General features: G+C 34.5%; 12 protein-coding genes. All 12 read right to left on the reverse strand.

From position 1 onward, the window contains the following. Window positions 1–693 precede the first annotated feature (693 nt). The 12 genes from GSY47_RS01770 to GSY47_RS01825 all read right to left on the reverse strand — a co-directional run bounded on the left by GSY47_RS01770 (window position 694) and on the right by GSY47_RS01825 (window position 19,471). Window positions 694–1,839: a serine hydrolase gene (locus GSY47_RS01770; RefSeq protein WP_179006398.1), complete on the reverse strand. Its 1,146-nt coding sequence runs from the start codon at window positions 1,837–1,839 to the stop codon at window positions 694–696. A gap of 246 nt (window positions 1,840–2,085) precedes the next feature. After that, window positions 2,086–3,363 carry an MFS transporter gene (locus tag GSY47_RS01775; protein ID WP_179006396.1) on the reverse strand — a complete coding sequence of 426 codons (1,278 nt, stop codon included), beginning with the start codon at window positions 3,361–3,363 and terminating at the stop codon, window positions 2,086–2,088. Between the two features lie 25 nt (window positions 3,364–3,388). After that, on the reverse strand, window positions 3,389–4,774 hold the full coding sequence (locus GSY47_RS01780) for a sugar porter family MFS transporter (RefSeq protein ID WP_179006394.1): 1,386 nt from the start codon (window positions 4,772–4,774) through the stop codon (window positions 3,389–3,391). A 42-nt stretch (window positions 4,775–4,816) separates the two neighbouring features. Then, window positions 4,817–5,917 carry a DUF4434 domain-containing protein gene (locus GSY47_RS01785; protein ID WP_179006392.1) on the reverse strand — a complete coding sequence of 367 codons (1,101 nt, stop codon included), beginning with the start codon at window positions 5,915–5,917 and terminating at the stop codon, window positions 4,817–4,819. 40 nt (window positions 5,918–5,957) lie between these two features. Beyond that, entirely contained in the window at window positions 5,958–6,839 is an 882-nt protein-coding gene (locus tag GSY47_RS01790) for a hypothetical protein (RefSeq protein WP_179006390.1), read from the reverse strand. Between the two features lie 17 nt (window positions 6,840–6,856). Beyond that, on the reverse strand, window positions 6,857–9,178 hold the full coding sequence (locus tag GSY47_RS01795) for a glycoside hydrolase family 20 protein (protein ID WP_179006388.1): 2,322 nt from the start codon (window positions 9,176–9,178) through the stop codon (window positions 6,857–6,859). A gap of 175 nt (window positions 9,179–9,353) precedes the next feature. Then, window positions 9,354–11,594, reverse strand: coding sequence for a GH92 family glycosyl hydrolase (locus tag GSY47_RS01800; RefSeq protein WP_179006386.1), 2,241 nt, complete (start codon window positions 11,592–11,594; stop codon window positions 9,354–9,356). 76 nt (window positions 11,595–11,670) lie between these two features. Beyond that, on the reverse strand, window positions 11,671–12,570 hold the full coding sequence (locus GSY47_RS01805; RefSeq protein ID WP_179006384.1) for a hypothetical protein: 900 nt from the start codon (window positions 12,568–12,570) through the stop codon (window positions 11,671–11,673). 6 nt (window positions 12,571–12,576) lie between these two features. After that, window positions 12,577–13,707: a glycoside hydrolase family 10 protein gene (locus tag GSY47_RS01810; RefSeq protein WP_179006382.1), complete on the reverse strand. Its 1,131-nt coding sequence runs from the start codon at window positions 13,705–13,707 to the stop codon at window positions 12,577–12,579. Between the two features lie 118 nt (window positions 13,708–13,825). Beyond that, entirely contained in the window at window positions 13,826–15,679 is a 1,854-nt protein-coding gene (locus GSY47_RS01815; RefSeq protein WP_179006380.1) for a hypothetical protein, read from the reverse strand. Window positions 15,680–15,684: 5 nt separating this feature from the next. Continuing rightward, on the reverse strand, window positions 15,685–17,637 hold the full coding sequence (locus GSY47_RS01820; protein WP_179006377.1) for a family 10 glycosylhydrolase: 1,953 nt from the start codon (window positions 17,635–17,637) through the stop codon (window positions 15,685–15,687). Continuing rightward, the gene (locus GSY47_RS01825; RefSeq protein WP_179006375.1) at window positions 17,627–19,471 is read right to left on the reverse strand and encodes a RagB/SusD family nutrient uptake outer membrane protein; all 1,845 of its coding nucleotides are present in this window, start codon (window positions 19,469–19,471) and stop codon (window positions 17,627–17,629) included. The genes GSY47_RS01820 and GSY47_RS01825 overlap by 11 nt, the downstream gene beginning before the upstream one ends. Window positions 19,472–19,474 lie beyond the last annotated feature (3 nt).

Below are 19,474 nucleotides of genomic sequence, written 5' to 3' on the forward strand. Positions count from 1 at the left end.
TTGATCCTTATTTCCTGTCAGTATTTCTGTGAACGTTTTTCGCTGTTGCGGGTGCAAAAGTAGCACCTTTATTTACATTTCCAAACCTTTTTTTATATAATTTCAATCTTTTTCCGCTTTATTTCTTAACTTTCTCATAACAGGCGGTTTATAAATTAAACTTTTTTGACTTTTTATCAGTTTTTTCCACTTTACTTTCGTTTTTACCCATTTTCAACCTATTTGTTAATATGCTTTTTGAGGAGTTTTCAAGATTAAAGCCTCTTTTATGATGATTTCACCTAAAGCAGATCTTCTTTTCAAAGCCTTTTTTAAATCTGAAAAGGCTTCGAGTCTTCTTTTCCCCCGGCTTCTTCTTCCGAAAACTGCTTCTTAGCCCCGATAGAAGCGGAAATCCTTTTGCTTTTTTCTTTAAAAAGCAAAAGATTGAAGCGGATAGCGGGATTAAGCTCCTGAAAATCGCAATACAAAAATTCCAAATTCCAATTCTGATGATTTAAACAAATTTTCAATTTTATCCATATTATATATTATACGCACTGCGGTGAGCCTCTACGGGAAAATGGGAATTGATTAATTGCAATACTATATATATGTACAAAAAAAAACGACAGGTTTTGAAAACCTGTCGGGTTGCGGGAACGAAATTTACTCTTACATATATATGGTATACCTATTATATGTAATAAGTACCTATAAATTATTTCTCTTTTTTTCCTTCAAATTCAAATCATAGAAAGCTCGTCCAAGCTGTCCTAAAAACGGTAAACCAATTTGATCATACTCGTAAGTGTCATCATTGAAAATCTGATCTTCGTTAACTAATAAAGTTGCGCTGATCATAAATTCTATTCCATTAACCTCATCTACTATGTATGCACAGTCTACTAATGTTCCGTAAGCATCTCCAACTTTGTTATATATTTTTATGTTGGCTGGAATAGATTCTTTGGTATCGCCAAACATAAAAAACTTGCAATAACCATCATAGTATTCTTTTGGATCATAACCTGCATCTCTGGGTAAATTCTGCATGTCATACAAAAGAAGTTTTCTGTTTTCTGGCGATAAATCAAAACGCTCTTTACTTGAGAAATTATCAGGAAAAACTATTCTTTTCATAATTCCATGTAATGTTTCTAGTGGTAGGTAATTTTTAGTGCTAAAATCCATTGGAGAATTAATTAGTTTTCCATTTTCATAATATCCTTCTCCTTTCAATATCTTATTAAGTTTCAAAGGCAAAATTTTGCTGTCTATAACACTGGGAATGGTAATTTCTTGACCATCTTTTTTATAAAAACTTATCTCTTTTGTTTGCGCAGCACCTGAATTTGGAGCTGATAAACGATGTGCAATACGAACTTCTTTTAATCCTTTATTATTTAATTCTTGATTAATATAGTCTCGTCCCATTAATTCATAAAAATCATTGCTCGCTTCATTTGAACTCACTGCAAAAATTTTGCGCAAATCATCTGAAAAAGTAAACTTACTTTTGTCACTATTAATGGTAAAAACAGTATTAACATCCGCATCTTCCATTCTACTTAGTTTTTCTAAAGCTAGAACTGCAATCGGAAGCTTAACTGTACTAGCGGGATAAAAATAATTTGAAGCCTCTACATTATATTTATAATCCTTTAAAACAACTTCCCCGTTCTTCTTCCTTTTTATATCAGTGTATATAATCTGCAGTTCATAAAATTCAGATTGCGCTGCGACTTTTCTTATAGCATTATTTTCACTCCTGAGAACTTGCTGTACAGGATTGTTTTTTGCTGATTTACAATTCGAGAAAAGACATAACAAACAAAACAGAAGAAAGAATCTATACATATTCTTGTTTTTAGGAATTATTTTAATTTCAACAAATTAAAACATATTTTATATACTTAAAAAACCACTATATAGTAAAAAGGAAGGTATCGTTACCTTCCTTTTCCATTAAATTATTACAAAAACAGCCTTCATCAATACTCTGCTAGTAAAATTAATTACTAAAAAATAACCCTTTTATTGAATTCAGCTGGTGCAATTGGTAACCAAACCCTTTAAACCACCCAAACAGGTTAATGAAATAATTTAACTATAGTTTTTGTCAGGCTTTTCAGAATAATCTAAGTCAACATGAAAAGTTTCTTTGAGTTGTGACAACGCCAGCAATGCTATAAAAGATATTAGGGTTCCTACAACCATTCCTGCACTAATAATATTTCCATCAAAAATGGTATCTCTAAAATAGGAATACACTAATATGATTAAAGGCAGTGAGCCTCGCACAAAATTCGGTACTGTAGTAGTAACTGTTGCCCGAATATTAGTGCCAAACTGTTCTGCGGCGATAGTAACAAATAAAACCCAGTAACCAACAGATGCTCCCATTACTAAACACAACAAATAAAATCCAGTTGTAGAGATTCCATCAGCAAGAAGGTATACAAAAATCATGGCTAGATTAAAAATCAAAAACCAATACATCACTTTTTTTCTGCTTTTCAGCCATTGGCTCAAAAGTCCACTCGCTATATCTCCGAAAACCAATCCCGCATAACAAAATGCAATAGCTTTTCCTGCCTCTATTGTTTCTGCCTGTTGTATATTTAATGCTTTTGCAAATTCTGGCGAGAAAGTAATTAATACGCCAACCAAAAACCAAAGAGGCATTCCGATGAGAATACAGTTGATATATTTAAAAAATCTTTTTTTATTGGTAAAGAGTGATAAAAAATCTCCTTTTGCTTCGTTTTGTTCCTGAACTTTTTTAAAGATGCCAGACTCGGTAATACTTATTCTCAGAAACAACAACAAGATTCCTAGAACTCCTCCCGCATAATAACATAAACGCCAGTCTTGAAAAATTTCATAAATTAGGTAAGCAGCAACAGCACCAGAAACTCCCACAGAAGCAACTATCATAGTCCCATAACCGCGTTTTTCTTTCGGGAGAGATTCTGCGACAAGTGTAATTCCTGCTCCAAGTTCTCCTGCTAGTCCAATTCCAGCAATAAGTCTCCAAAAGGCATACGCTCCGATAGTGTCCACCATTCCGTTTGCAATATTGGCAACCGAATAAATAAGAATAGAACCAAATAAAACTGAGATTCTTCCTTTTTTATCCCCTAAAATCCCCCATAGGATACCGCCAAACAACATTCCGAACATCTGCATACTGATTAAATATTCGCCTTGATTTCGAATGGCATCGCCTGTTATTCCTAGATCTTTTAAACTATCCGTTCTAACGATTCCGAAAAGTAAAAGATCATATATATCTACAAAGTATCCCAACGTTGCAACAATGACCGCCGCATTCAATATTGAAGCTGGTTTATCTGAATTTGATTTTGAAAAAACTTTCATATTTCTATTTTTTGTCTTTAGATAATTAATGAGCAATCCAGATGTCTTCTATTTCTTCTAAAGATTTCCCTGTAGTTTCAGGGACATAGAAACGTGTTATCAAAAGATACGGAATACACATTACAGCAAAAATCCAAAATGAAATTGCTGGACTTAATGATTCTAATAATACTGGAGTTAATTGACCTATAAGATAAGAGCCAATCCAAAGAGAGAAGCCTGCCATTGACATTGCCAACCCACGCACTTTTACTGGATACATTTCTGATATTAAGACCCAAATGACTACACAGATTGAAATGGCGCAGAAGAAAATATAACCGATAATTAAATACAATAGAATATTTGGATTATTGAATTGTAAATAGAAATAAGCGCCGATAGCAATCAGCATGGCAAACATTCCAGTTACTCCAATATATACCAATTGTTTTCTTCCAATTTTATCTACCAGATACATTCCTAAAATAGTTGAAAGTACATTTACAACACCAATCACAATTTGAAAATCTAATGATCCCTGCGATGCCATTCCTGCTTCTTTAAAAATAATTGGTCCGTAATAGAAAATAACATTAACCCCCATGAATTGTCCAAGAATCGCAAGACTCATTCCGATAAACAAAGCTGTTCTATATCCTGGCTGAAACAGAATTCTCCAATCTGATTTTTCTTTATTTGAAATTGATTTCTTGGTGTTTTCTATCTGCTCCTGTGCTTCCTGAGCACCAAATAATTGTGTTAAAGTTCTTTCGGCTGCAACCAGATTATTTTTAGAAATCTGCCATCTTGGACTTTCCGGAATAAAAAAGATAATGAGGAAAAATAAAAAAGAAGGAATTCCACAAAGGCCTAACATCCCTCTCCAGTATTCCGTCTGAAAAACAAGTTTTGCCCACTGTTCTTCAAACTGACCAGACATGGCCCAGCTTAAAACTTTTGCATTGGCAAAGTAAGAGGCTACGATACCAACTGTAATTGCTAATTGATAAAGTGTAACTAATGTTCCTCTGAAACGTGCTGGGGAAACCTCAGAAATATATAAAGGGGAAACAACAGAAGCCACTCCGATGCCCATACCTCCAAGTATTCTAGCCCAAATAAGCGCTTCAAAACTATTTACAAACATACAGCCTGCTGCCGAAATTGTAAAAAGAGTTGCAGCCAAAAGCATCGTCCATTTACGACCTAAAACATCAGCTATTTTTCCAGCAAAGGCAACTCCAATTATAGAACCTATTAAGGCGCAACCAACGTACCAACCAGTTGAAACATTGTCTAATGCAAATTGTTTGGAGACCTGCTCAATGGTTCCCGAGATAACTGCTACATCATAGCCGAAAAGAAATCCACCGATAGCGCCTATTATAGACAGAAAGATTATATACTTAAAATTCTCTTTTTGATTCATTTTTTGTGGTTGGTTTGGTTAATTAAAACTATAATCTTCATTTTATTTGATTCCGAAATATTCTTTATAACGATCGTATAAATGTCCTGCCTGTAAATAAGCAGACTGTGGACTCATAAAATGTGAAAACTCAAAAGTGATTCCTTTTTGGTATCCTGCTCTTTGCGCTGCTTCGAGTTTTAATCTCAGTTTCTCAAATTTGATTGGGAAAAATTTGATTGGCATATCTCTGTCAAAAGTTTCAGCATTTGTCCAGCATTCTAAACCATATTTATCTCCTAGTTTTTTGTTTACTGAGAAGAAAGCATCTAATTCATCATAATCGATATGTCCGTCTTGAAAAGCGCAGGCATCAACAGCTCCTTTGATTCCGTCAAAGATTTCGCCCCATTCTTTTTCATGTTCCTGAACCGAAACAGCATCTTCTTTAGATAATTTCCCTGAAGCCGCCATTACTGCTTTTTTACCGTCAATCCATGGCGACATAAAAGTTGGCAATCCGCCAGATACATCTTTACATAATTGGCCTAGAGTTCTAAATGATTCTATTGCTCCTTTAGTCTTACGGCTGATCTCTCCGCTTAAATACCAGCCAGAGAAACTTTTGTAATGTCCGTATTTTTTCCAAACCTCTTCGATCACAAATTTATTTGCTTCAATTTCGGTTGTCATATCTCCTGTGTCCCAATAAACCCCAGAATCATATAATCCGAAATAAAATTTCATTTTATGTTTATCTGCCAAACGAAGGTACATATCTAAAAGATCTACTCCTGGTTTGTAACAGCCTCTTTTATTGATTAAATATTCTGAATTATAGGTAATAAATTTTCTGTAACCTGAACGAATCATAATAACGGTATCAATACCAATTGCTTTCATGTGAGCAAAATCGCGATCCCATTCTTTTTCTCCCCAGTTTTGATGCGGAATATCATGTGAAATTTCGTCTAAGAAAGTTCCTGTAATTCTTAATGCATTTCCATTCGGAACCAATAACTCTGGTCGTTCTTCTGTAATTATTCCTGTTTTTTTAACGTCTTTTATAGACGAATCACTTTCAAAAGAACTCAATAACGGAATACTCATTGCAGATGCTGCTCCCAGTCCTAACTGACTCAAAAAATCTCTTCTGGTTTTCATTTTTTATGTTTTTATAGCTTAGTAGTTATTTTTTTTAATTTTATCTCGAACCAAAAATATCAATTGATTCACCACTTTTACCAAAAGGTTTCAATTTAAAGTGACTTTTGGCAGGACATTGCATATCTGTAAAGCGTTTCGCATGCATTGGTGCTTTTACCACCTTTCCGTTTACAGAACGAAACAAAAAGGTTTCAGACCATTTTGCACCTGTAACTTTTGCTGTGGTCGGCTGAGCCGGTTTTCCTTCATTTGCCACCTGATCTATTGCATTTACTCTTTTGTACTGCGCCATAACTGCCGGATCATAGCCATCTACCTCAAGAATTTGCTCGTATTTTTTGCCAGCGCCTTCAACAATTAATTTTAGTTTTTTACTTTCTACCAGTTGTACACTCATTGTAACCGTTTCTCCGGGATACCAATAATATCTGGCTTCTGCAGGAGCATTCATATAAAATGCCGTTTGTCCTGATTTGTAACCTGTACAACGCAAAAACGGACGAAACGCTTTATGTTCTTTACTAACAGAACCATCTGCTTCGCGAACTACTTCCCATGTTAAACCAATATCTGTTTCCTGCTCATCAGAGTTTCCTCCTAAATAAACTGATGCATTGTCTAAATACGCTCCTGGTTTCTTAGGATTTGTTCTGGAAGGATCGTATGTTAAAACGGGCAATGTTACTGTTCCTCCTATTCCCAACCAATAATCTTTGCTTGAATATATTTTTCTATAATAGGCTCCAGCAAAACAAGGACTTGAAGCTGGAGGTAGTACTTCCTTCTCAAATTTACTTTGAATTTGTTTTTCTATGCTAACTTTTGAAACTGATTTTGACTGCGAGTTGCTTTTTGAACAACCTGCTAGAAAAAATAGAAATGAAAGTGTGTATAATTGAATTAAACAGCTGTTTTTCATAGTTTTTTATGTGGTATTTAGTTAATTGTAATTTCGTCTACAAATAAAAATGTAGGCTGTCCGGCAGAATAATGCCATTCTGGAATCTGCTCAAAAATTGGCGCTTTAATTTTTACATATCTTGCATTCTGTGTTGCAAAAACAGCTTTTAAGTTTATTATTTTAGGTCCATCTCCTTTTTGGGCAATTTGTAAATCTTCGTTATGAGCGGGAGTAAAATTTATTCGATCTTTTGAAACCAAAACCTGAAATTGTTTTGGGCCAAAAATCCAGTCGTTTGGAGATGTAAAGGTGTTCATGCTGACTTCTTTCACTTCCTGTACTGATTTTAAATCTATCGTCGCTTCAAAATCGTCTTTATAAAGTGCAATCCAATCTCCGGTACTAAATGCTATGGTTCCTATTCTTCCATCCACCAATGTTTTTCCGCCATTAAATCGATAGCGCTCAATAGGCTCATTTTTTAATACAATTGGTTTTGCAGTTGCTTTGTTGAATTCGAACTTTTTAGTAAAAACTTTACTCATATACTGTTCTGAAATAACTGCTGCTTTTACCGTTACAGAATTCCTTATTATTATACTTTCTGTATATTTTTTATTTTTTAAAGTAGGTTCTGAACCATCCACAGTATAATAAATAGGAGATTTACTTGAAGTTTTTAAATTCAGAATCAATTGACCATTTTCTGTATCTACTTTGTATTCTGGAGAAACCTCTAAAATGTGTTTGGCATAATTGTAATTCAGTTTATCATAGATTTTCAAAAAATCTGATAATCGATTTAAGAAATCTCCGTAATTCTTTTTATCTGTATTTGTCCAAACTACTTCACTTAAAGCGGCAAGTCTTGGCAAAACCATATATTCTGTCTGTGCATCACTGTCAATATATTCTCTCCAAAGATTTGCCTGTGCTCCAATAACAAGTTTTTTTTCAGCTTCGGTTAATCCGTTTGGAATTGGTTCGAAAGAATACACACGTTCAATATTTGTAAAACCTCCAATTGCTAAGGGTTCTGAAACTGCATCGGTACTTTGGTAATAGTCAAAATAAACATGCGAACTTGGTGTCATAATCGCTTTATGCCCTTGTTTTACTGCATCTACTCCTGCCTGAGCACTTCTCCAAGACATTATAGTTGCATTTGGTGCAATACCACCTTCCAGTATTTCATCCCAGCCTATTACTTGTTTACCTTTTGCATTTAAAAATTTTTCGATTCTGGACATGCAATAACTCTGCAGTTTTTCTTCTGCACTATGCTGACTGTCTTTTTCCAGACCCAATTCGGCAATTTTAGCTTGGCATTTAGGACATTTCTCCCATGCTTTTTTGGGACATTCATCTCCTCCAATATGTAAATATTTGGAAGGAAAAAGTGGAATTAATTCTGTAAAAACGTCTTCTAAAAAAGTAAATGTCTTTTCATTTCCAATACATAGAACATCGTCTGAAACTCCCCATTTTTTGTACACTTCATAACCTTCTCCAACACAGCCGAGTTCTGGATAAGATGCCAATGCTGCAACCATGTGACCTGGCAGGTCAATTTCAGGAATAGTAGTTATAAAACGTTGTTGCGCATAAGCTACAATTTCTTTAATTTGTTCTTGGGTATAAAATCCTCCATGAGGTTTTCCGTCATAAACTCCAACCTGTTTCCCTACTTGAGTTTCGGTTCTAAATGCACCTATTTGAGTTAGTTTTGGATATTTTTTAATCTCTACGCGCCATCCCTGATCATCAGTTAAATGCCAATGAAAAGTATTGATATTGTGTAACGCCAGTAAATCGATATATTTTTTGACAAATTCTACTGATGCAAAATGACGGGCAACATCTAGATGCATACCACGATAAGCAAATCTCGGATAATCTGTAATTTCAACTGCTGGAAGCTCAATTTGTGATTTAGTTTCATTTTCAAACAATACTTTACGTAAAAGCTGTATTCCATAAAATGTACCTGCGCTTGATGCTCCGTTTATTAGAATTTGGTTTTGATTTACCGTAAAATTATATGCTTCTTTATTATCGCTTTTGAAATTATCTTGCAAAGCAATTCCGTTATTCTTTGGACTTTCTGTTGAAATTTCAATTTTAAATCCTTCTGCAATTTGAATGTATTCGGATAAAAAAACAGCAATCTGTTTTAGGTTCTGATCTTTTTTAGGATAGTATATTTTGCTCTCTCTATTGAGTATAAAAGGATTTCCTCCAACTTCTTTTATAGATTGTGCCAAAGGAATTGTCCTGTAAATATTATACTTTTTTTCCTGCGCTGAAAGCGAGAAAATTCCAAAAAGAAGAACAATATAAATAATATACTTTTTCATGTTTAAATATATTTTATGAATAAAAACATACTGCCTGCTTTTTTGCCACAGATTGAAAAGATTTTTTCTAATCATTTTAATTCTGTTAATCTGTGGCTACATTTTATCTGCCGATCTGCCAAATCTGCGAGAAAAATTCTTAGCCGAAGATTTGGCTGATTGAGCGTGTTTTATTTTAGTTTTTCACAATCTTACTCGTCATTTTAAAAACCAGTTCTCCACCTGATGCAATTTGATCATGTGCAAAAAATAAAGAATTCAATTTTTTTCCATTTAAAGTGACTGATTCAACATATTTATTTTGAGGACTATTGTTTATTGCCTTTACAATCAATTTCTTTCCATTTTCCAAATCGATAGTTACTTTATCAAATAATGGTCTTGAAATTGTGTACGTTGGATCTCCCGGAGCAACTTGATAGAAACCTATGGCATTCAGAATATACCAAGACGACATTTGTCCACAGTCTTCATTACCACTTAAACCATCTGGGGCATTCCGGTATTGCTCTTTCATGATTTTATCTGCTAGTTCCTGAGTTTTATATGGTTTGCCGATATAATTATAAAAGTAGATAATATGATGGCTTGGCTCATTTCCGTGAGCATATTGTCCAATTAATCCCGAAATATCTGCAGATGCTTCTGAACCTTCGACTTTTGCAGTCGTATTAAAAAGAGCGTCTAGATTTTTTTCAAAAGATGATTTTCCGCCCATTAAATCTATTAATCCCGGAACATCTTGAGGTACAAACCATGTCCATTGCCAAGCGTTTCCTTCACAATAGGGACTGTTCATGTGATCTGAAAAGGAAGGATTAAATGGGCCAATAAATTTTCCATTACTGTCTAAGGCTCTCATAAAACCAGTTTCTTTATCAAAGTATTTTTTGTAGCGCATACCACGTTCCGAAAGCCATTTATAATCATTTGATTTTCCCATGTCTTTGGCAACCTGTGCCAATGCCCAGTCATTATAAGCATATTCCAAGCCTCGTGAAGTAGCATAAATCACATCTTTGTCTGCCGGAATAAAACCCATTTCCTCATTGTATTTTTTTCCTTTCGTCATCAGCCATTCCCAAATAGCAGGATGATTTACTTTTACTCCTGTTGTATCATAAGGTATTGACCTCATCATGGCTTTGTAAGCCAATTCGGTATCATAACCACGTATGTTTTTACTATAAGCATCTGCAATTACTGATGTCGCGTGAGCACCAATCATGGTTCCAGTATAGTTGGCAGCCAAATCCCACATTGGCAGTAAACCTCCCTGCTGGTATTTTAGCAGAAGCGAGTTAATAAATTCATTTGTTTTTGAAGGACTAATTAAATCAATCAAAGGCATTTGTGCTCTGTAAGTATCCCAAAGCGAAAAAACAGTATAATAGGTTCCTGAGGAAAGTGTATGAATTTTAAGGTCTTGTCCGCGGTATCTTTGATCTACATCCGAATAAGTTGACGGATGAATAAAAGCATGATACAATCCTGTGTAAAAAATAGTTTTCTGTTCATTTGTTCCGCCTTCAATTTTAATTTTCTCTAGTTGCTTTTCCCATAATGCTGCCGCCTGTTGTTTCGTTTTATTAAAATCCCAATTTGGAATTTCGGCCTCCAGATTTTGCAATGCTCCTTTTTCATCTACTGGAGAAATCCCAACTTTTGCTTGTATTGTTTCAGGATTTTCAAAATAAAGAACCGCTTTGATATGATCTGCTTTTAACTGTTTTCCAGATACTGCTTTGTTATCCTGATACAATTCAACTTTAAAAGGTTTATTGAATTTTGCATGAAAATAAACATAATCTCTTTTCGACCAGCCTTCTGTTAATCGCATTCCTCTAATTTCGGTATCACTAATAATTTCTATTGAAGATTCCAAAACCTTTTGATTGTGCAAGTTATGATGCAGATCAATAATAATTCCTGCTTCTTTTGAAGGAAAAGTATATTCGTGAAATCCAGCTCTAGTTGATGCCGTCATTGAGGCTTTTATACCATTATCAAAATTAACGGTATAAAAACCCGCTGAAGCCTTTTCATTTTTATGCGAAAAGTTCAGCGGATAATATTCTTTCAGATTTCCATTTTTCAATTCCAGTTTGCCCAAAAAAGGTGTAAAAAGAAAATCCGCAAAATCGGTCATTCCTGTACCACTCAAATGTCTATGTGAGAATCCTAAAATACTGGTATCTTCTGTGTAATAACCACTGCAGGCATCCCACTCCAACGTTCTGGTATCTGGACTTAACTGCACCATTCCAAAAGGAACTACTGCTCCTGGAAAGGTATGTCCATGTCCGCCAGTACCGATAAACGGATTTACAAATTGCAACAATTTTTGATTGGCATTTTGCGAGGAAATTCCAAGTGAAAATGCAATAAAAAAGATCGATAAAAATATTCTTTTCATTAACTGTATTTAAAGGTAAAATCAGAATTAGCACAAAAAATCTAACTTCTTACGAAATTAGTATAAACGAAAATTATTATGGAGTTCCCATAATGTCAATCGACTCTGAATCATCTGATCCATTTTTTGTAATAGAAAAATTAGCAGAAGCAGGACATCTCATATCTGTATAACGTTTAGTGGTCATTGGTGCTTCATAAATAACTCCATCAACTTTTCTAAATAAAACTACTTTATTCCATTTTCCGCCTACCACTTTAGCTTTTGTTGCCTGAACAGGTTTTCCTTCATTTGAAACCTGATCAATGGCATTTACTCTTTTAAAAACTGCTTTGATACCAGGCTGATATCCTGCAGTATCAAAATCTTCCTCATAGTGTTTTCCTGCTCCGTCAACTATAAAACGAATTTTCTTAGCACTAATAACTTGAACACTCATTGTAACAGTTTCTCCTGGATACCAGTAATATCTTTTTTCAGCTGGAGCATTTTTATATAAAGCCGCTTCTTCCGATTTATAAGCGGTTCTTCTTAAAAATGGTCTGAACGCTTTTCTGTCTGCACTAACAGCACCATTATCATCTTTAATAACTTCCCAAGTTAACCCAATATCTGTTTCTTGTCCATCTGAAGTACCTCCAAGATAGACAGATGCATTGTCTAAAAATTGAGCAGGTTTTGCAGGATTTACTCTGTTAGGATCATCTATCAGAGTAGGAACAATAAATTCTCCTTTAATTCCAAGCCAGTAATCTTGGCTTGACATTGCTTTTCGATAAAAGGCTCCCTGAAAACAAGGACTTGTAGTTGCAGGTAGCACCTCATCAATAAATCCTGTTTGAATCTGTTCTTCTAAGCTTTTTTTTATAACAGGCTGAACAGGTTCATAGTTATCACTGGAGCATGAAATATAAGCAATGCTTGATATAATGACTGCTGCAATGACAAATTGTTTTAAAATATATTCTCTTTTCATGTCATTCTATTTTTTTGGGTATGTTTTAGTGAAATAGTCTGAATTGTATTTTAATCCTTCAAAAAAGAAGAATATTTCTCCAGTTACACCATTGTTTCGGTTCTCATTTACCATCTGATCTAAGAATTGATTTGTGGCATTGTAAGTTCCAGATTGAATTAAAACTCCAGCATACAACTTTGAAAGATCTGCACTGTTTTTAACATATTTCACTTGATCTTTTAAGGTCTGTGAATATGCTGATAGATCGTAACGATAAACTTGCGGAATTACATAATCGCAATATTTTTTATCCAGCCATGTTGGCCAGTCTTGTAAATAATTATCCTTTGCCCATGGGTGTACGCTTGGAGCCATAGAAACAATTACATTAGATTTAGTAGCTTTTACCGTTTTATATAAATCTCCTAAGAATTCTGTTAGTTTATTAGCTCTCCAATCTTTCCAAGTAGCATCGTTTTCACTCGTTGGGGGATTTACACCTTTTTCTTTTTTATAAAGCTGCACTGTATAATCATCATAACCTCCTGCAATTGGCATTGCTGGTAACCTATCATCTCCCTGAATACCGTCTACGTCGTATTTTTTTACCACTTCTAGAATCAGAGATTTCATAAAATTCTGAACATCAGGATTAATTCCATTCATCCATTCAAATCCGCTACTTGAAGTTAAAAGAGCGCCCGTTTTGTCTTTTGCTGCCCATGAAGGATATTTTGCGATGATGTCTCCTCCTTGCTTACTATTGGAAGCAGCAAATCCATATTCGAACCATGCGTGTACTTTAATTCCTTCTTTATGTGCTTCGGTAATCATTTCTTGTAAAGGATCACGACCTTCATAACCTTCCATAATGGGTTTTCCAAATTCAGTGTTCATCACTGTGCTTGGATACAATGTTCTTCCTTTATTCCAAACCACAGTAAAAATATCTGTAATCCCGGATTCTTTACAAACTCTAACAGTTTCTTTAATATTAGCAGCTGAACTAAGCGCTGGAGAAGCAACATTGGTAACCCAAACCCCTTTTATTCCTTTTCCAAGAGTAGGTTTTACTACTGGCTGTACTGGCGGATAATCATTACTTGAAGTACAAGAAACAATTAACGCGCTTAAAAAAATCAAAAACTTTTTCATAATATCAATGTATCAAAATATTTAATGTCCGCTTTTTTCGAATACTGATACTCAATTATCAAACATTATAAATAGTAATAAAGAGGCTGTTTTTTGATACAGCCTCTTTAAATAATTTTTAGAATCCTAAATTATATACTGCCAATTTATCATTTGTCGCAAGGAAAACAACATGAAGCTTGCCATTGATTATAGCAAAATCAGCATCAACAGTTCTGTTAGCATTAGTAGCTACAGTAGTTGAAATAATATTCATAATTGGATTGTCTAATGAAGATTGTGAAGAATCTGTAATGTCAAACATTCTGAAAATTGCTTTATTGTCTCCAGGAATTATAACGGTTGCCAAATATTTGCGCCCTTTATAAGTAAAAACTCTACCATCTGAAGTTGGTATTCCGTTAACTTTTGCACCTTCTACCATAGAACTGTTTAAAAAGTTTATTCCATTAAAATTAGTTCCCGAAGCTATACCAACAAATCCCGTATCATTTGGCTCTATACTATAATAATAACCCGTTCCTGTATAATTGTAGGACTTAATTGTAGGTGTTGGATTCAAAACCCCGCCAGTTACAGTCCAAACAATTACATCTGTTTTTTGAGCCATACCCACAGTAATTACCGCATCTCCATCTAAAGATCCTGAAATATTGATTCCGGCAGCTCTTGGTCCATAAGTTAATCCAAGTGAAGTACCTGTATAGTTAATATAGGCTTGCGGAGCTGTATCATCTTTAGAATTCCATTTAAAAATTTTCAAGGCGGTAGTTGTTGCAGCACCAGCTCCTAATTGCACACCAAGAATTTTTCCGTTTGAATCAGTTGCTACTTTACGAATACCTGTTACTGCACCATTGTCAAAATTTGTTCCTGTTTTTGATAATGCATTTACATAATTACCGCTTAAATCATAGGCATTAATACCGTAAGTCAATGAAGCTCCAGTAGCCATAGAATGCGAAGTTACCAGTACAGAACCGTTTGAAAAGGCTGCAGAAGAACCTGCATCAGCAGCTAGCTGTAATTGTGCTTGTGTTCTGGCGAAAACTAATGTTGGATCAATAAGCGCATTTTTGACTGTAAACTCCGTTTCGACACCGTTAGTTCCTGTAATTTTAACTTTAAATCCTTGTAGCATATTAATACCCGTTCCTGTAAACGCTGGATCAATAATACATCCAAAACCAGGATTGATTTGTACAGTCGCAGTACTTAAATTAGTCAATGAAGGCAAAACAGGCTGTACAATATTCTTGGTTGCATCTACAACAACCATCTGAGTCGTTAAAATATCATTGATAACCATTGATTGAATTGTCGCTGGCCCTACAGGATCTGATGTAAAAATCACATCATAATAATACTTAGTCACACCATCAGCGCCTAAAACTTCCATTTTAAATGGTGGTTTATTTGGCAGTGAAATTGTATAATCCTTTGTACTTCCATTTGTGTAATTAGTCATAGTTCCATTTAACCATGTATAATTAACAGCCAAATTTGACACGTTTGTATCAACTGGAATCTCTACAATAATTGTCGTATTTCCAAAATGTACTTTTTCCTGAGGAATTGTCATACCAACCACTTCCAGATAATTCAATTTTGGAGGTGACTGTACAATTAACTTCCATTTTGTTACGTTTCCATCCTCTCCCTTAACTGTCACGTTTACTGGTTTTGTAAAATCATGTGTTACATTATTTTCAAAATCAGTTAAAGAACCATTTGAAACTAAAATCTCTGTTTTAATAGCCGTAAGAGGAACTCCAGGTTTTAAAACCACTTTCACTTCATTTGAACCGTCAATTGTAGTGGTGTACAATGTCCCATCCAATTTAAGAGCGACAATTTTTGCTCCTTCAAAAGCACGATTGTCAACTTTATCTGCTTCACAAGACGAAAAAAGCAGTACTCCTATAAATAAGCACAATAACATGCTTATACTATTTTTTGTTTTTAAAATCATACTAATTAATTTTTTATTGTCTGTAATCCTTTGATTTGATCTAAAAATTCAGGCCAGTTAATGTAACATAAATCAAAAATCATAAGTCCTGAAGAATTTTTAAATGCCGATTTAATTGCGATTCTTCTTTCAGTATCATTCAAATCTGGCAAACTTAATGAGGCAGATACTGGAATTTTACCATCTAACAAAATATTTCCTAACGTCACATATTTTGCTATTTCTTTATCTGTTTTGTAGTAAGTACCAATCATTATAAAATCTAAATTATCTACGTAGCTAGTTTTTGAATATTCAGCTGAATAGAATTTTGATTCTGGAAATCCTAATACAGGATTGTACTTAAATGTACTGCTAGCCCAGTTTACACCATTTTGATAATAGGTTTCATACCAAGAACCAACATAAGCCGCTAACTGAAGATTCGGTTTCGTTGAAGCTTTATATTCATTAACTACCTTTCTTACTTTTGAAGCAAATTCTTTGATCAATGTGCTTCTGAAAGTAATCCAATCAATAAAATATTTGCCTTCTACCATTTTACCTTCTTGATCTATACTAAAGGCATCATTTGGAAATTGACCAAGTTGCTTTCCTTTTTGCTTAAGATATTCAGCAAATTTATTTTTTGACAATTCGCTAAAATCAGCATAAAAATTATCAAAGCGCGTTCTGTCCAATACGATGCCATCTATTGCATAATTATCCAAAACTTCCTTTACACGCAAAAGCTGGAAATCTACTACTTCAGGATTTGCAGGATTAACGAAAGCCAAAGCCACACGTTTTCCCTGCTTCGCTTCCTGTCCTACTTTCGATTCTGAAATTTTTAAAATCTGACCTTTGTCCTCTGGACGCTGCACCATTTCTTCCCATTCAGGATGCTGCTTTAAAACCGCATAATCTTGAGTGGTTACATTACCTTCAGTAAAGAAATTAAAACTCACAAACATTTTGAATCCGCCCTTTTTAGCTCCATCTGTCAATTCGCCAAGCAAATCAAATCCATCATCAGGAATCTTTTTATTTGGGTTTGAAGTATTTGTAAAATAAGGGCTATGCGATAAATTATTTTTTCGGTATGAAACATAACCTTCTGGTCCTTTGACATCTAAAACCAAATGTGTGAATCCAGCAATTTTAGCGTTTTTCAACATCGAATCTACAGCGGTACGATTAGTCAGCACTTTTGCATTAGGAAATTGTTCTATCCACAATACTTTTATTTTTGACTCGACTGCTTCTTTTTCTTTGTGAAAAACGACTAGATTTTCCTCGCTTATTTTTTTTGAGTTATCTAAAAGGGCAATATTGATATAATTAACTCCTTTTTGCAGTTTGCAATTTAGAGCTAACTTATTTTGAATATCTTTTTGCCCATTCTGATTGGAAACAACAACCTGGTACTTATGGCCTTCGCTTTTATTAATTAATTCGCAATTCACAAGAAATTGCTTTTCATAAACAGTAGTAAACTTGTCACGATCAATTTTGAGCTGTGCCGACTGATGACCCAAAATCTCTTTTAAGTTTGAGATGTTGCCATTTTTTCTAAGTTTGACAACATCTTTCTTTTTAAAATGAGTCTTGAAAAAAGATTCCGCTACTGCATTTTTTGATGCTTGCACCGCCACTAAATAATTTCCATCTGTTATTTTAGAGCAATCTATTAGCTGATTGGCAAAAACATCAATCACTAAATTGTTCTTGTCAATTAAAACTCCAGTTATAGGAAAATCAAGTTTTGAATCTGTTGTTTTAATGAAAACTTTATCATTCGCTTGATTTATGCTTTCAATAGTCAATTCATTTCCTCTTACCACTAATGTTGGATCAGAGCTGGCAGCTTCAAGAGTAATTTTATCAGATTGGGCAAAAAGCCCAACCTGACAAAATAAAAAGAATAAATAAACCAAACTATTCTTCACTGTGTTTCTTGTTTTACGATTATTGTCCATATCCATCATTTTGAGAAAGCCAAGGCGCTTTATTTCTTTCTGTTTGAGGTATTGGCCATAAATAGTATCTGTCTTTCCAGTTATTGGGTCTGTCTGCATCTCTTTGGCGTAGTTTGCTTCCGAATGCAGCATACAATGCTAAATCGTTCAAATCTCTGTCCGATCCGGCACCACCATAAGTCGGAACCATATCAGCAGTTACTTGAGTATAACCGTCAGGATAAGTATTAGTAGCCGCATTTACTCCAGTTGCTAAAGGAAATCCGTATGTTTTTTCAGCATTTTCTAAAGCTCCCGTTCTCCAACGTCTCATATCAAAAAAGTGTAGGCCAGTTTCTCTTGCCAACTCTACTTTACGTTCTCTTCGCACCAATTGTCTAAGTCTTACAGGATCTGATGATGTTGTTCCAGGCATATTGACTCTGCTTCTTACTTCATTGATAGCGCTAAGCACTGTACCATCAACTTGGTTTAGCTCGATTTTTGCTTCGGCATATATTAATAAAATTTCAGCATAACGCATCATCAATATATTATAAGATGGTTCCGATACAATTTCATCATTAAAATAATTGTATTTTCTCCACAAGTATCCAACACCACTTTGAATATAACCGTATTGTGCTACAGAACCAGTATAATCTAGATTTGAAATTGATGTTGAATTACCAGCAGCATCAAATGATAAAGTTGTTGGTTTATACAATTCCATTAAAATATTTTGTTTAACTCCTCCAGAATTTGCGATTATATGATCTTGATGTGTATAAATTGTAAGCTTTAAACGAGGATCTCGGTTTGCAAAAGGTTTTTTAGGATCATATCCAGAACCTGGTTCATCAATTCTTTTTCCATTAGCCATTTCATAAGTATCTACCAGTAACTGTGTTGGAAATCTACCTGATTGACCACCAACGGTTCTAGCCATTTCTCCAAAAGATTGATAATGTGTCTTTTTTGATGCCTGATCTGAGTAAGCCAATGCAAATATATTTTCCTTTTTCGCAGCTGGTGTTAACTGGCCTGCTCTAGTAAATAAATCATCAAAATTTGGATCTAATGCTCTACCAGATTCTGCCATAATTCGTTTTGCTGTCTGCGCTGCAATATCAAAATAAACAGCCGCTTTTGCAGGATCTTTTACTCCTTTCTCTCCAAAACCTTCTTTACACCAAGATCCAGCATATAATGCCATTCTGGCTTTTAAACCTAAAGCGTATGATCTGTCAATTCTTCCAAACTCATCAGCCTGCCATGGTAATTGCGCACTAGCTTCTTCTAAATCATTCAATAAATAATCAACAATTTCTGTCCAAGGTGTTCTAGCAATTGCTTTTTGTTCTTCTGCAGTAACCGATTTGGTAAAAAATGGTACATCTCCATACAATGATGTTAAATAGTGATAATGAGTAGCTCTAATAACTTTTACCTCTGCGATATATTGTTTTGCTTTATCACTCAAGCTATTAATGTAAGGAGCAGATCCTTCCAATACTGTATTGGCTCTTGCTACGCCTTTATAAAAGTTAGCCCATTGTGATTCGACCATAAAATTATTTTCAAGAACAACATTGTTCACACCAATTGAACTATTATCTGCACGTTCAATACCCATTGGAGTGTACATATCATACAACGTAAAAAAAGGCAATTGGCTTGTCTCCATATACAAACCCTGATAAGCACCATTGGCTCCTTGTTTTATTGCAGCCTCATTGTTATAAAAGTTAGATGACAAATAATCACTTAAAGGCTCTTTGTCAAGATAATCATCACAAGATCCAAACCCGATAACAAGGGCTAATCCTACTATTGTTTTTCTGATTAAGTTCATTTT

Source organism: Flavobacterium quisquiliarum (genome assembly GCF_019308285.1).
Lineage (GTDB): Bacteria > Bacteroidota > Bacteroidia > Flavobacteriales > Flavobacteriaceae > Flavobacterium > Flavobacterium quisquiliarum.

Bases quoted from the DNA above. Each gene is read 5' to 3' on its own strand.
- GSY47_RS01770 (WP_179006398.1), bottom strand. From the start codon at position 1,839: ATGTATAGATTCTTTCTTCTGTTTTGTTTGTTATGTCTTTTCTCGAAT.
- GSY47_RS01775 (WP_179006396.1), bottom strand. From the start codon at position 3,363: ATGAAAGTTTTTTCAAAATCAAATTCAGATAAACCAGCTTCAATATTG.
- GSY47_RS01780 (WP_179006394.1), bottom strand. From the start codon at position 4,774: ATGAATCAAAAAGAGAATTTTAAGTATATAATCTTTCTGTCTATAATA.
- GSY47_RS01785 (WP_179006392.1), bottom strand. From the start codon at position 5,917: ATGAAAACCAGAAGAGATTTTTTGAGTCAGTTAGGACTGGGAGCAGCA.
- GSY47_RS01790 (WP_179006390.1), bottom strand. From the start codon at position 6,839: ATGAAAAACAGCTGTTTAATTCAATTATACACACTTTCATTTCTATTT.
- GSY47_RS01795 (WP_179006388.1), bottom strand. From the start codon at position 9,178: ATGAAAAAGTATATTATTTATATTGTTCTTCTTTTTGGAATTTTCTCG.
- GSY47_RS01800 (WP_179006386.1), bottom strand. From the start codon at position 11,594: ATGAAAAGAATATTTTTATCGATCTTTTTTATTGCATTTTCACTTGGA.
- GSY47_RS01805 (WP_179006384.1), bottom strand. From the start codon at position 12,570: ATGAAAAGAGAATATATTTTAAAACAATTTGTCATTGCAGCAGTCATT.
- GSY47_RS01810 (WP_179006382.1), bottom strand. From the start codon at position 13,707: ATGAAAAAGTTTTTGATTTTTTTAAGCGCGTTAATTGTTTCTTGTACT.
- GSY47_RS01815 (WP_179006380.1), bottom strand. From the start codon at position 15,679: ATGATTTTAAAAACAAAAAATAGTATAAGCATGTTATTGTGCTTATTT.
- GSY47_RS01820 (WP_179006377.1), bottom strand. From the start codon at position 17,637: ATGGACAATAATCGTAAAACAAGAAACACAGTGAAGAATAGTTTGGTT.
- GSY47_RS01825 (WP_179006375.1), bottom strand. From the start codon at position 19,471: ATGAACTTAATCAGAAAAACAATAGTAGGATTAGCCCTTGTTATCGGG.